The organism is Nonomuraea sp. NPDC049624 (genome assembly GCF_040675255.1).
Lineage (GTDB): Bacteria > Actinomycetota > Actinomycetes > Streptosporangiales > Streptosporangiaceae > Nonomuraea.
Genome location: NZ_JBFAOR010000003.1, coordinates 44,151 through 57,420, shown reverse-complemented (window position 1 = coordinate 57,420; position 13,270 = coordinate 44,151). Strand labels below are relative to the sequence as shown.

Annotated in this window: 9 protein-coding genes; 1 reads left to right on the top strand and 8 read right to left on the bottom strand. The window is 69.4% G+C overall.

Going from position 1 to position 13,270, the window contains the following annotated elements; genetic code table 11:
* The first annotated feature begins 38 nt into the window (after positions 1–38).
* The gene (locus AB0J76_RS11925; protein WP_352321226.1) at positions 39–1,736 is read left to right on the top strand and encodes a CBM35 domain-containing protein; all 1,698 of its coding nucleotides are present in this window, start codon (positions 39–41) and stop codon (positions 1,734–1,736) included.
* Here AB0J76_RS11925 and AB0J76_RS11920 read toward each other — a convergent pair.
* From AB0J76_RS11920 to AB0J76_RS11885, 8 genes are all read right to left on the bottom strand, one after another.
* Positions 1,729–2,502 (bottom strand): hypothetical protein, encoded by a 774-nt coding sequence (locus AB0J76_RS11920; protein ID WP_352321228.1) that lies wholly within the window; start codon positions 2,500–2,502, stop codon positions 1,729–1,731. The genes AB0J76_RS11925 and AB0J76_RS11920 overlap by 8 nt on opposite strands.
* Positions 2,503–2,598: 96 nt before the next feature.
* Complete coding sequence (locus AB0J76_RS11915) at positions 2,599–2,805, bottom strand: hypothetical protein (protein WP_352321229.1); 207 nt, start codon at positions 2,803–2,805, stop codon at positions 2,599–2,601.
* Positions 2,806–3,433: 628 nt separating this feature from the next.
* On the bottom strand, positions 3,434–4,999 hold the full coding sequence (locus AB0J76_RS11910; protein WP_352321231.1) for a pectate lyase: 1,566 nt from the start codon (positions 4,997–4,999) through the stop codon (positions 3,434–3,436).
* A gap of 1,324 nt (positions 5,000–6,323) precedes the next feature.
* Positions 6,324–7,892 carry a cellulose binding domain-containing protein gene (locus tag AB0J76_RS11905; RefSeq protein WP_352321233.1) on the bottom strand — a complete coding sequence of 523 codons (1,569 nt, stop codon included), beginning with the start codon at positions 7,890–7,892 and terminating at the stop codon, positions 6,324–6,326.
* Between the two features lie 240 nt (positions 7,893–8,132).
* Positions 8,133–9,074: an ROK family protein gene (locus tag AB0J76_RS11900; protein ID WP_352321235.1), complete on the bottom strand. Its 942-nt coding sequence runs from the start codon at positions 9,072–9,074 to the stop codon at positions 8,133–8,135.
* Positions 9,071–11,389, bottom strand: coding sequence for a glycoside hydrolase family 2 protein (locus AB0J76_RS11895; protein WP_352321237.1), 2,319 nt, complete (start codon positions 11,387–11,389; stop codon positions 9,071–9,073). Before AB0J76_RS11895 ends, AB0J76_RS11900 begins: the two co-directional genes overlap by 4 nt.
* 24 nt (positions 11,390–11,413) lie before the next feature.
* Positions 11,414–12,322, bottom strand: coding sequence for a carbohydrate ABC transporter permease (locus AB0J76_RS11890; protein ID WP_352321238.1), 909 nt, complete (start codon positions 12,320–12,322; stop codon positions 11,414–11,416).
* Entirely contained in the window at positions 12,319–13,209 is an 891-nt protein-coding gene (locus AB0J76_RS11885) for a sugar ABC transporter permease (RefSeq protein WP_352321239.1), read from the bottom strand. Before AB0J76_RS11885 ends, AB0J76_RS11890 begins: the two co-directional genes overlap by 4 nt.
* Positions 13,210–13,270 lie beyond the last annotated feature (61 nt).

The following is a 13,270-nucleotide window of genomic DNA, read 5'->3' as shown; positions in this document are numbered from 1 at the left end:
GCCCACCTCTCGCATCACCAGCACAAGGAGGCAGAACGATGCACAGAACCAGGGCTGTCGCCCTCGCCGTCGCGGTGGCCGCCGCGACCCTGGCGGCCGTCTCACCCCCGGCCGCCGCGGCCGGCGCGACGCTCACCGTCGACGTCGGCCGCCCGTTCCGGCCGGTCACCCACGTCGCCGCCGGCGGCCTGTACGGGCTCGCCGAGAACTCCCGCCCGGCCGACTCCACCCTGTTACCGCTCAGGGTGAACTCGCTGACCCAGCCCGCCCCCGGCGTCGGCCAGAAGCCGAACGGCCAGCCGCCCGGCGGCGACGCGCTCCTGGTCGCCCCGCAGGCCACGCGCGCCGGAGCGGGCGAGTTCATCCGCATGCCCGACATCTACCCCGACTTCCCCTACAGGTGGGTGAGCTGGGACGACTGGCTGGCCAAGGTCACCACCATGGTCAACGCCCGCCTGTCGGCCACGACAGTCACCAACGTGATCGGCTGGGAGCTCTGGAACGAGCCTGACTGGACCTGGAACACCGCCGCCGCGGGCTCCTTCAACGACGGATGGACCCGAACGTACCGGGCGGTCCGGTCCCTCGACGCACAGACGCCGATCGTCGGCCCGAGCACCGCCGTCTACAGCCGCTCCTGGATGCAGTCGTTCCTGACCCACGCCAGGGACACCGGGACGCTGCCCGACATCATCTGCTGGCACGAGCTGAGCGGCCCTTCCAGGATCGCCGCCGACATCGCCGACTACCGCAACCTGGAGTCCTCGCTCGGCATCAGCCCGCGCCGCATCTCCGTCAACGAGTACGCCACCACCGGCGAGGTGGACGTACCGGGGTCGATCGCCAGCTACGTCGCCAAGCTCGAACGCGGCGGCGTCGAGTCCGCCCACCGCGCCTTCTGGTACGAGTACGGCACCATGAACGGCCTGGTCGTGAACAACACCCAGCCGACCGGCACCTGGTGGCTGTACAAGTGGTACGGCGACATGGCCGGGAACATGGTCACCACCACCTCCACCACGACCACCGGCCTGGACGGCTTCGCGGCCTACGACCCCACCCGCAAGATCGTCAACGTGGTCCTCGGCAACGAGGCCGGCACCAACACCGTCAACCTGACCGGCCTCGGCGCGCTCGGCTCCAGCGTCCGCGTCACGCTCCTGTCCACCCCCGCGAGCGGCCGCTTCACCGCCGTCGCCGCCCCCACCCCGCTGTCCACCACGACCCGCACGGTCAGCGGCGGCCAGCTCAGCGTCTCGGTGCCCGGCATGGTCGCCGGCAGCGCGTACCAGCTCGTCGTCGAACCCGCCTCCGGCGTGCCCGCCTACCAGCAGCGCTACGAGGCCGAGAACGCCTCGGTGTTCCGCGCCCAGAGGCTGACCGCCCCCAGCGCGTCCGCCGGCGGCTACGTGGGCCGCATCGACAACTCCGGCACGCCCCGCACCGACAGCTACGTCGACTTCGTCGTCAACGTGCCGGCGGCGCGGGCGTACACGATGACGATCGGCTACGCCAACGGCACCGGCGCCACCGCCACCCAGGGCCTCGCCTACAACGGCGGCCCCTGGACCACGGTCAGCTACCCGCCGACCGCCGGCTGGGGCCAGTTCGGCGCCACCGTCAGCACCACGGTCACTCTCAAGGCCGGCTACAACGTGATCCGCCTGGCCAAGGGCTCCCCGTACTTCACCGGCGGCACCGGGTACGCCGAACTCGACTACATCCACCTCACCTGACCATGACCTGATCGGCCGGTGGAGCGCTCACCGCCGTGGCGTCCCAATGGGAGAACACGACCTCCACAGGCGTCACGGCGGTGAGCCGCTCCCGCACCGGCCGCCCCTCGCCGTCGATCCACAGCTCGTACGTCGCCCGCTCCCCGAACTCCTCGATCAGCCTGCCGCGCAGCCGCGCCTGCGCCGCCGGATCGCCGGCCCGTACCCGCTCGTACTCGTCCTCGATGTCCTGCATGGCCGGCAGCGGGTCGTACACGTCCAGGAACGCGGCGAGGTCCAGCCCGTCGAGTGCCGCCCGCACGTCCACCGCGACCGTGTAGCGGCCGAGCCCGCCCTCGGAGACCGGGCCGCTCACCTGCCCCCGGGCGGCGAGCATCCCGTGCACCCGGTGGCTGTCGACCAGCTTCATGGCCTCGCCCGTCACCATGCCGAGGACGAACAGGTTGTACGGCTCGTGCTCCGCGGTGATCTTCTCCCAGGGCTTGCCGGGCGCGGGCTCCTCTCCCGCCATCCGCATGTACGCGGCGTCGCCCGTACGGACGAGCCGCCCGCCCAGCCCCTCGCCGAGGCCGGCGCGGATGTCCCGGTCCTGACCTTTGACGATCACCGTGGCGGTCCGGACGCCCTTCGTCGCCACCCGCTCGACGTCCGGGTGCTCCCGCAGGTACGCCCCGACGTACCCGGCGACCTCGGGAGCGGTCTTGGCCGCCGTGCCGCAACCCGCCACCAGCAGCGCCAACACGACGATCATCACGTATCTGGCCATGCGCGGGATGCTCGCACGGCCGTGTGCAGAACCCTCGGGGCCGAATGTGCAGATCGTGCTCCTGACACAGGGGCGTGCACCTGTGTGATCCGGGAGTCAGCATCCCGGGTCGCGGTAGCGGGAGAGGCGCAGTTCGAAGCCCGTTTCGCGACCGGCGTCCGTGAGGGCGACACCGCCGCTGGTCGCCGCGCGCCACAACCAGGGACGTACGTGCCTGAGCGGGGCCGGACCGTCGCAGATGGCCCGCCGCAGGGTCAGGCGCAGCCGGTGGAGCTCGTCGAGGTCGGCCGCCGGGTGGTCCACGGCTCTCCAGCGCCGCCAGCAGGGCGGCGAGCACGTGCCGTGCCTCGTCGTCCGCGCCGCCCCACGTCTCCTGGAGCAGCGGGAGGACCTGGGGCCAGGTGACGTGCGCGAACCGCGTGCCGTCCGAGGCGGGCGGCGCGGTGAGCGCGAGGGGCGCCGGCGCCAGGTACGTGAGGTCCACCGCGAGGTCCGGGTGGTGGTGGGCGGCGAGTGTGCGGTAACCGGAGAGCTGGTCCCGCCGGTGGCTCGAACGCTCCGTCTTCAGCTCGATCATCCAGAGCCGCTCGCTCCACAGCACCGCGTAGTCGGGCGCCCCGCCCTGCTCGTCATGGTGGCGCGGGGGTAACTCGAACTCGTCCACGAACAGCGGCGGCCCGTGCCGATCGCCGCCCCCGCCGAACGACAACACGTCGAGTGACCGCAGGAACCGGACGCCACGGGACGACGGCCTGTTCCGGCTGTTCCACGCCGGATAGGGGCCGTCGAGGATCAGCATGGTCATGAGGCGCTGGCAGTACTCCTCCCTGCCGAGCCGCAGGCGGCGCAGCAGACGGAGAGGGTCTTCCATCGTCACGCCTCATGATCGCACGCAGCGCCCGTGAGCGCAGGGGCCCACGGGCGGAGGGGGTCAGGCGGCGTACGTCTCGAACTCGGCGACCTTCGGGGCGCCGGTCGCGCTGGCGATCCTGAAGGTGATCTTGCTCAGCGAGACCGGGGAGAACGTGATCGCGCCCGCCCCGGTGCCGGATTTCAGCACCGCGCCGGTGCCGCCGTTGAGGACCTGCCAGGACCCGATGGTCCCCGACGAGCCGGACGCCTCGCGGATGACGATCGCGGACACCGTCCTGGCGGAGCTCCACTTGATCGAGATGTCGCCGGTCGTGCCGTTCGGCGACCAGAACGTGCTCAGGTCGCCGTCGCGGACGTTGGCGTAGCTGGTGCCGTCGGCCTTGCTGGAGCCGTCGGAGCCGGCGCCGATGCTGAGGTTGGTCCCGCCGGGGGTGGGGCCGGTCGTCGGCGTGCTCGTCGGCGTGCTCGTCGGCGTCGCGGTGGGGCCGGTGGGAGTGGCCGTCGGGGTCGTCGGCGTGCAGCTGCCGTCCGACACCTGCAGGCCCTTGCCCGCGCCCGCGGTCCGGCGGACGACGTCCGGCACGCAGTTCGCCGGGTCGAGGCTGTAGGAGTAGGGGATGGAGACGGTGATGGTGGAGCGCGGGTCGGGGCCTGCCGGGTGGTTCTCGGCGCCGGGCGCGGACCAGGTCACGTTGTCGAAGACATTGCCGGCGACCTGCCAGTAGCCCAGCTCGTCGGTGTAGAAGGTGCCGAGGACGTCCTTGGAGTCCTCGAAGTAGTTGTTCTCCACCTTGGCGCGCGCCCCGGCCCGGGAGTTGATGCCGGACTTGTTGAGGCTCGCGTAGTGGTTGTCGAACATGTGCGCGATGCCGCCGCGCAGCAGCGGCGCACGGGAGTCGATGTTCTCGTACAGGTTGTGATGGAAGGTGATGTAGCTGTTCGACAGGTCGCTCTCACTCGACCCGATCAGCCCGCCGCGCCCGGAGTTGCGCAGGACGCTGTACGACAGGGTGACGTACTGGGTGTTGTCCTTCATGTCGAACAGGCCGTCGAAGCCCTCGTCCTCGCCGCCCGAGGCCTCCAGGGTGACGTGGTCGACCCAGACGTTGCGCACGTCGCTCTCCATGGAGATGGCGTCGCCGCCGTTGGAGGTGGGGGAGCCCGCCTTCTTGACGTTCCTGACGGTCACGTTCTGGACGATGATGTTGCTGGATTCGCGGATGTGGATGCCGAGCTGGTCGAAGACGGCGCCGCTGCCGACCCCGACGATCGTGACGTTGCTGATCTGCTTGAGCTCGATCAGGCCGCTGTTGGTGTTGCAGCTCGGGCCCGACACCTTGGTCGTGTTGCCGTGGTTGATGGTGCCCTCGACCTGGATGACGATCGGGGTGGAGCTGCTGGCCCTGCTGCACAGGGCCTGGTGGATCGCGGTGCCCGTGGTGGCGCGTACCGTGGACCCTCCGGCGCCGCCGGTGGTGCCGCCGTTGCCGGTCGCGAAGCCGGTGGCGCCGCCCGCGGCGGCCGACGCCTGGAATGCCGGTAGCGCCACGCCGATCAGGCCCAGGCCCACGACGGCCGCTGTGGCCAGCGCCGTGTTGAGCCGCCATGCGGTCGCTCGTCTCATCGTCATCTCTCCTTCTGGTGCTCGCAGCGGTTAAAAGGTGGGCAAGCGCTTTCCGGAGAGTTGGGCAGAGTTAAGCACGCGCCGCCATGCCTGTAAAGAGGCGACCGCACGCGAGCCCGCAGCCGTGAAAGTTACATCGGACAAATCCGGCATCCGCGCAAGGGGCTGAAGCCCGGGAAACGTCCGTGACCTGCGCCTCATGTCCATGCGCCATGTCACACCTGCATGCCCTTCTGCGAGATCGCTGCGTGCGTTTGCAGCCTTCGAGGTCTCGCGCCTTCTCCCGCCGCCGAAGCATGTGCTTGACTCGCAGCAAAAGGGCGGAAAGCGCTTACCGGAGAATTCGCGCCAACCTCTCGAACGGAGTTCGACGTGCCTAACAACAACCATGTCGGCCGCAGACGGCGGTCGTCCTGACCGCGGGCCTGGTGACCGCCGGCGGCCTGGTGGCCGGGTTCGACACCCCGGCCGTGGCGGCCCCGTCCACGGGTGACGGCCGCCGGCCCTCCCGCTCCTGAGCGCCTCGCCTCGGATCCGGCGAAAGTGGACCCGCTCAAGCACCGTCAGGCTCCCTGCGGCCCGTGCCCCTTCCGGCGCGACGCATCGCCCGGAGCCTTACGGAGCAGTTCGACACCATGCGCGTCATCTGCCGCTTCGAGCATGGACGCGCTGAACTGGACGCCCCGCTGTTCGGTTGTCACTCGGGCGAGCCGGCCACCGAGATGATCGCCGCGCTCCCGGCCGCGACGAGACGACAGCTGAGTACGGCTGGCGCGCCGACCTGAGCCTCGCCGGGCTGGTGACCTGCGGTGGGTGCGGTTGCGGCCTGGTACGCGTGGCGGCGCGCGTGCGGGTGCCGGCCGTGGCCTGCTTCTCGATCACGTCGTCGTCGAGCCTGCCGATGGGCCGGGGTTCGATGTCGCGGCCCGGCTGTCGCTGGCGTGGCGCTCGGCCTGAGGCATGACGCGGTCACGCCCGCCCGTCAGCGTCGCGCTCGCCTCCAGGCGACTCGATGAGATCACCGTGGTCCACCTACTCGATGATCGCTTCCTTCCCCAAGATGCAACCACTCGTTGACTGGCAGCTTGACCGGCACTCTTCACAGCCCCGCCGACTCCTCCGCACTCACTCCGAGACAGGTCGCCGAACTGTCGCAGCGGAGGCGGCACCAATGGTCGCCGATCAGATTATGCGCAGGTTGCCAGGAGCTCCGTCGTCATGATGGCATGCTGCCGTTGGGCGACCCACCCCGTCATACGCTGCTTTCCCTGGGATCTTCGCGTTGACGGTGAAGAACCCAGGGAAGCGGCAGCATCTCCGACGTCTACCTCGCCACCGCACAGGGGATGGCGTTGAGGGTGAAGGTCTCGGGGACGCCGTTGGTGCCCTGGACCGAGGAACCGTTGAGGCCGAAGCTCACCGTGCCGCCGGCCGCGATGTTCGAGGTCCAGGACTCGTTGGTCACGGTGACCTGCCGGCCCGACTGTGTGGCCTTGGCGTTCCAGACGCTGTTGATCGTCTGCGCGGCCGGGAAGGCGAACCGCAACGTCCAGCCGCTGATCGAAACGGCGCCGTTGTTGCGGATCGTCACCTCGGCGTTGAAGTTCGATCCCCAGTCGGACAGCCCGTACGAGACCGTGCAGGCGGAGGGCGTGGGAGTCACCGTGGGAGTGGGGCTCGACGTCGGGGTGACCGTCGGGGACGGGCTCCCGGTCGGGGTGACCGTCGGCGAAGGGCCGGGGCCGTTCCTGGCGACCTGGCGGTCGGAGTGGGCGCGGAAGGCGGCCAGTTCGGGAGCGCCCTGGGCGACGCCGAACTTGCCGTCGATCTGCCGGTCCTGATACCACCAGAATCCCGTCCCGTCACCGCCCTCCGCCTCGAAGGTCTGGAAGATCGCATTCCACCACAGCGTGCGGTCCACGTTGTGCACGTTGAACTCACCCAGGTAGAACGGCTTGCCGATGCCGTCGTGCGACTCGCGGATCCAGGTGCGTACCAGCGCCTGGGTCTCCTCGATGCTCAGATCGGCCCACTGCTCGGTCGGGTAGGGGTGCGCCGAGGTGAAGTCGATGTAGGGCGACTGGTGGATGTAGACGAAGGGGTTGCCCTCGTCGCCGCCAAAGCCGAACCGCGTCTCGTGTGCCTCCAGGCCGGTGCCGAGCAGGTGGTTGGCGTCGATGCCCTTGATGAAGGCGCCCATCTCGTCGACCCACTTGCGCAGAGTGTGGCCGGACTTGTTCTCGTCGGGGCTGACGTCCTGGTAGCGCGGCTCGTTCATCAGCTCCCAGGCGACGATGGCCGGCTCGTCCTTGTACTTAACGCCGCTGTAGTGGTTGGTCCGGTTGAGCACGTAGCTGACGTAGTTCTTGTAGGAGGTGAAGCAGCCGGCGCAGCGCGTCTTGTCGAAGAAGGCCGCGCGGCCGGGGTGCCCGCCGGACAGGCCCTCCCACCGGAGCCGGGTGTCGATGCCGCCGTAGGCCTCCCAGTAGTTCTCGAAGACGGGCAGCAGCTTGACGCCGTGCCGCTTGGCCGACTCGATGACGTAGTCGAACAGGGCGAACTGCTGCTCGTTGTAGACGCCTTTCTCGGTTTCGAAGCCGTGCCAGCTCTCGTGGTTGAACAGCCAGGTACGCAGCACGGTCACCTTGTCCGCCTGGAGGCGGGCGAAATGGGCGTCGATGCGGGCCTTGTCCATGTACTGCGTCTCGGTGTCGCCCGAGGCGCTGCCGTACGTGAAGAGGTCGTAGGTGTTGGCGCCGGCGAAGAAGAAGGTCTTGCCGTCCAGACAGAAGTGCACACCGCAGCGGTAGGCGAACCCGGGCGGAGCGGTGGCGGCCGCGGAGGGCCGAATCGCGAGGAGTCCGGCTCCCGCGACGACCAGAGCGATGACCACGGCCCACATGATGGGGCCGCGTGCTACAGGGGGGTGGGCGTTCATACCTCCAGTGAAATTCTTAACCAGTTAAGTTTCAAGAGGTCAGGCTAATTCAACGCGATATTTGTGTGGCCATCATGGACCGATCCAAATTAAGCTCGACCCGAAACACGTCGCCCTCGACCCAGACCCCATGCACCCACGAGAAGGAGGCTTCCCCCAGAAAGACAGCTACTGCTTCTACCTGCACAGATCCCTTCACGACAAGATAATTCCAGGATATCCACCATTGAGTTCAGCCTCTTCACCAGCGCGGATCACAGCGAGCCTGATTCGTCGGCAGAAATGACCGCACGGCGAGGCCGGCGCGGACGACAGTGTCAAACTTCCCATGACCTCCAGGCAGGCTGCGGGCGCCGTCGGTGGCGTGTTCACGCGCGGGCGCGACGGTCCCGGCGTCGGTCTGCCAGTTCCCGGCCGCGCCGTCAGCGCGGCGGGCTTCATGGTGTGCTCCTTGGCGGGTTCAGGACGAGAGCGGCGGCCCCGAGCAGTCCGGCGTCGCGGCCCAGGCGCGTGGGCTCCCACCCGCAGGCGGCGGAGGAAGCCGAATCCGCGTACTCCTCCACCGCCCCCCTGAGCGGGCCGAACAGAGTCGGCCCTGCGGCGGCCACGCCCCCCGCCGATGACGACGTGGTCGAGGTCGAGCAGGACGGCTGAGCGGAGGATGCCGTTGGCGAGCGCCCTCGTCGCGCGCTCGAAGGCCCGGGTGGCGATGACATTCCCAGCCACCACGTCCGCCGTCAGGTGCTTGGCGTCAAGCCCGTCCCAGCCCTGGTCGCGGGCCCAGGCTGCCATGTTGGGACCGCCGGCGTGGATCTCGACGCAGCCGGTCGCGCCACACGGGCAGGGCGGTCCCCCGGGGTCTGCGGCGAGGTGGCCGATGTGCCCGATGTGCCCGGCGTTGCCGGTCGGCCCGGTGTACGGCAGGCCGTCCAGGACGATGCCGCCGCCCACGCCGACCGCTTCGAGGCACTCGGCGGGCACGACCCGGGTGATCGCCTCGATCATGACCAGCAGCGTCCGCTCGGCCGGCACGGCGGGTTCGAGCAGCAGCTCAGCGCGGGCCGGCAGCTCGCCATCGGCCGAGACGGCCGCCGCAGCGAACTTGGTGCCGCCGAGATCCAGTGCCGGCACGGTCACGGTCTCGCCTCGTTGACGCAGCGCAGGACCGGGTGGCCGACCAGGGCGGCCGGGTCCAGCTCGCGTTCGGTGGCCACGCGGAAGGTGATCGACTCGCCGGGCAGGAGCGTGACGAGCTGCTCGTCCACGGTGGCCGCCGGGTCGAGCCGGTCGGGGAAGAGCGCCAGTTCCCGCAGCAGGGTCCGGGCGGTGACGGTGACCGCCACCCCGTCCGGCTCCGCCGTCACGCGCGTCTCGTAGGCGGCGACCGGCAGGCCGGCCCGGGGGTCCTCGGCGAAGAAGTGCAGCCGACGCCGCTCACCCAGGGTGATCGCCACCAGGTCGGCGTCCGGGCCGCCGAGCAGCGGGACCATGGCCGTGGACCGCGCCGGCACCTCGACAGCGACACTGCCCTTGGCCAGCGTCCGGCCGTCGAAGGTCAGCCGGTGTTGCTCCAGCTCGCCGGACCAGACCTCGGCCGAGTCGTTGACCACGACGACTTCGCCCTCACGCACGGTGAGCAACCGGTCGGCGTATACGCGGCGCAACGCGTACCACAGCGGCTTGCGCCGCCCGCCGCCGTCCACCGCCGCCCACGACACGACCGGCCAGCAGTCGTTGAGCTGCCAAACGATCGTGCCCATGCAGACGGGCAGTTGCGCGCGGAAGTGCTCGATGCCGAAGGCGACCGCGCGCGCCTGGTTGACCTGGGTGAGGTAGTGCCAGTCGTCGAAGTCGCGCGGCTGGGGCAGGTGCTCGCCCAGGCCGCGCAGCAACTTCTGCTCGCCGTCGATCGCCTTCTGGTGCCCGGCCGGCGGCTCCTGCGTGCTCCCCTCGCGCAACGTCGCGTACGTGGGCGGCCCCTGGAAGCCGAACTCGGCGACGAAGCGCGGCCGGTAGGTGGCGTAGCGGGTGTAGTCCTCGCGGTTCCAGACGTCCCAGATGTGGATCGTGCCGCGCGCCGGGTCGTTCGGCGGCAGGTCCGGAGCGCCCGAGTAGGGACTGCCCGGCCAGTACGGGCGGGTCGGGTCGAGCTCGGCGACCACCTTGGGCAGCAGGTCGAAGTAGAACCCGGCGCCCCACGACAGCTCGCCCAGCTTCTCCCGCCAGCCCCAGTCCTCATGGCCTTCGATGTTCTCGTTGTTGCCGCACCACAGCACCAGGCTCGGCCGGGCGCTGAGCCGCGCCACCTGCTCGCGCGCCTCGGCCTCGACCTCGCTCGCGAACGGCTCCTCCTCCGGGTAGGCCGCGCAGGCGAACGGGAAGTCCTGCCACACCAGCAGGCCGAGCTCGTCGGTCAGATCGTAGAAGTCGTCGCTCTCGTAGCGGCCGCCGCCCCAGACCCGCACCAGGTTGACGTTGGCCTCGACGGCCTGGGTCAGCCGGGTGGCCAGCCGGTCGCGCGTCAGCCTGGAGGGGAAGCAGTCGTCGGGGATCCAGTTGACGCCGCGCACCGCGACCGGCGTGCCGTTGACCTGGAGGGCGAACGCGCCGCCGGTCTGGTCGAGGCGCACGTCGCGAAAGCCGATCCGCTTGTGCACGACCTGCTCGCCCAGGCGCACGGTCAGGTCGTAGCGGTGCGGCTCGCCGTACCCGCGGGGCCACCACAGCCGCGGCTCAGGCACCTGGAGCCGCAGCATGCCCTCCCCCGCGACCTCGGCGGAGACCCTGACCCCGGCCACCTCGGCGCAGACCGTGCCCGCGCCCGCCACGACGACGTGCACCTCGACCCGGCCGTCGCCGTGCACCAGCGGCCGGACCTGCGCCAGCCGCGCCCCGCTCCAGCTCTCCAGCCCGATCGGCTGCCAGATGCCCGAGGTGACCAGCGTGGGCCCCCAGTCCCAGCCGAAGTTGCAGGCCATCTTCCTGATGAACTGGTACGGCTCGGCATAGGCCCCCGGCCGCTCGCCCAGCTCGGCCCGTCTCGCCTCGGCGTAGCCGTACGGCGATGCGAACCGCACCTGGAGCGTGTTGACCCCCTCGACCAGCAGGTGCCGCACCGGGAAGCGGTAGGAGCGGTGCTGGTTGGCCGTACCGCCCACCTCGACGCCGTTGAGCGTGATCGTGGCCACGGTGTCAAGCCCCGCGCAGACCAGGTCGGTGTGCTCGTGCCCGTCGCCGGCCCAGGTGAACTCGGTCCGGTAAAGCCAGTCCGTGCGGCCGATCCACCCCAGCCGATCCTCGTTGTCGTCGAGGTAAGGGTCCTCGATCAAGCCCGCGGCCAGCAGGTCGGTGTGCACGCAGCCGGGTACGGCGGCAGGCACGCCGGTGATCCGGACGTCCTCCGAGACGGCCGAGAGGGTCCAGCCGTCGTGCAGCGGACGGTGAGTGCTCAACGTGGTTTCTCCTAGAGACGGGTGTCAGCCCTTGAGGCCGGACATCGCGATGCCACGGGTGAAGTGCTTCTGGAACAACAGGAAGAACACGACGGTCGGCAGCGAGGCCAGCAGCGAGGCCGTCATGATCACGCCCATGTGCTGGGCGCCGGTGAAGGCGGAGTTCAGCCTGGCCAGGGCCACGGGCAGGTTGGCCATCTGATCGCTCTCGACGATGATCAACGGCCAGAGGAAGTTGTTCCACTCGTTGAGCATCACGAAGATCGACATTGCGGCGAGCGCCGGCCGCAGCAGCGGCATGACCACCTGCCACCAGATGCGCCACTCCCCCGCGCCGTCGATCCTGGCGGCCTCGATGAGGTCGTTCGGGATCGACTGGAGGTACTGCACGAGGAAGAAGACGACGAACGCCTTGGGGATGGCCGGGACGACGTAGCCGAGATAGCTGTCGATCCAGCCGAGGTTGCGCACGACCAGGTAGTTGGGGACGAGCGTGGCCTGCCAGGGGATCATCATCGAGCCGAGTATCATCAGGAAGATCACCCGGCGGCCGGGGACGCGGTGCTTGGTGATCACGTAGGCGGCCAGCGAGGCGGCCAGCAGCGCCAGCACGGTGATCACGGTGGCGATGAGCACGCTGTTGATCGCGAAGCGCCAGAAGCCGAGGTCCACCTCGGTGAAACGCTGGAACAGCCCGGCCACGTGGCCGGGGTTGTCGGCCGCCGGATTCCAGTCCGGGTCGCTGAAGCCGACGGTCGTCGGGTTCTGCGGCACGAACGAGGGCGGGTTGCGGGTGATCTCGAAGACCGGCTTGAACGCGGTGATCACCATCCAGTAGAACGGCACGATCATCGTGAACGCCAGCAGGTAGAGCGGCGCCTTGGCCCAGCGGATGCGCGTGCGAGGCTTGGCCGCCCGGTGCACGGCCGTCATCCCAGCTCCTTCGTGGTCCGGCCGAGGCGCAGTTGCACCAGGCTGATGGCGAAGATGATCAGAAAGAGCGTCCAGGCGATCGCCGAGGCGTAGCCGAGCTGGAACTTGGTGAAGCCCATGTCGTAGAGGTAGGGGACGATCATGAGGCCGGAATCCATGACGCCCCCGACGTTGCTGACTGAACGGAACACGATGTAGACCGCTTCGAACACCTGGAAGGCCGCGATCATCGTGGTGATCACGACGTAGGTGGTGACCGGGCGCAGCAGCGGCAGGGTGATGCCGGTGAACTGCTGCCAGGTCGTGGCGCCGTCGATCCGCGCGGCCTCGTAGTACTCCTCCGGGATGGTGTTGATCCCGGCGACGAAGATGACCATCGCGTAGCCCATGCCGGACCAGGCGGCCATCAACACCATGATCGGGATCGTCAGAGACGGCGTGGCCAGCCAGGCCACCGGTTCGCCGCCGAACCAGCCGGACACCGTGTTGGCCAGGCCGTAGTCCTCCGCGGCGAAGATCCAGCGCCACATCAGGAACAGCGCGATCGTCGAGGTCACGGAAGGCAGGAAGAAGACGGTGCGCATGATTCGGTCGCCCCAGCCCTGGCCGCGGAAGGCCAGCGCGAGCAGGAGCGCGAACGTCGTGGTGAGCACCACCGCCGCCAGGACGTAGACCAGCGTGTTGGACAGTGCCCGCAGGAAGCGCTCGTCCTCCAGCAGGCGCGCGAAGTTGGCCAGGCCGACGAACTCCGGCGGCCTGACGCCGTTGAACTTGGTGAGGCTCAAGTACAGCGAATTGATCAGCGGCCAGATCAGGAAGCCCGCGAAGAGCGCCAGGAACGGCAGGAGCATCACGACGGAGGTGAGAGTGCCCCTCTTGGTGGCCATCGGATCGCCTTTCGATGGTGAGGACGGGCCGGTCGGGCCAGGTGACGACCGGCCGGGGGCG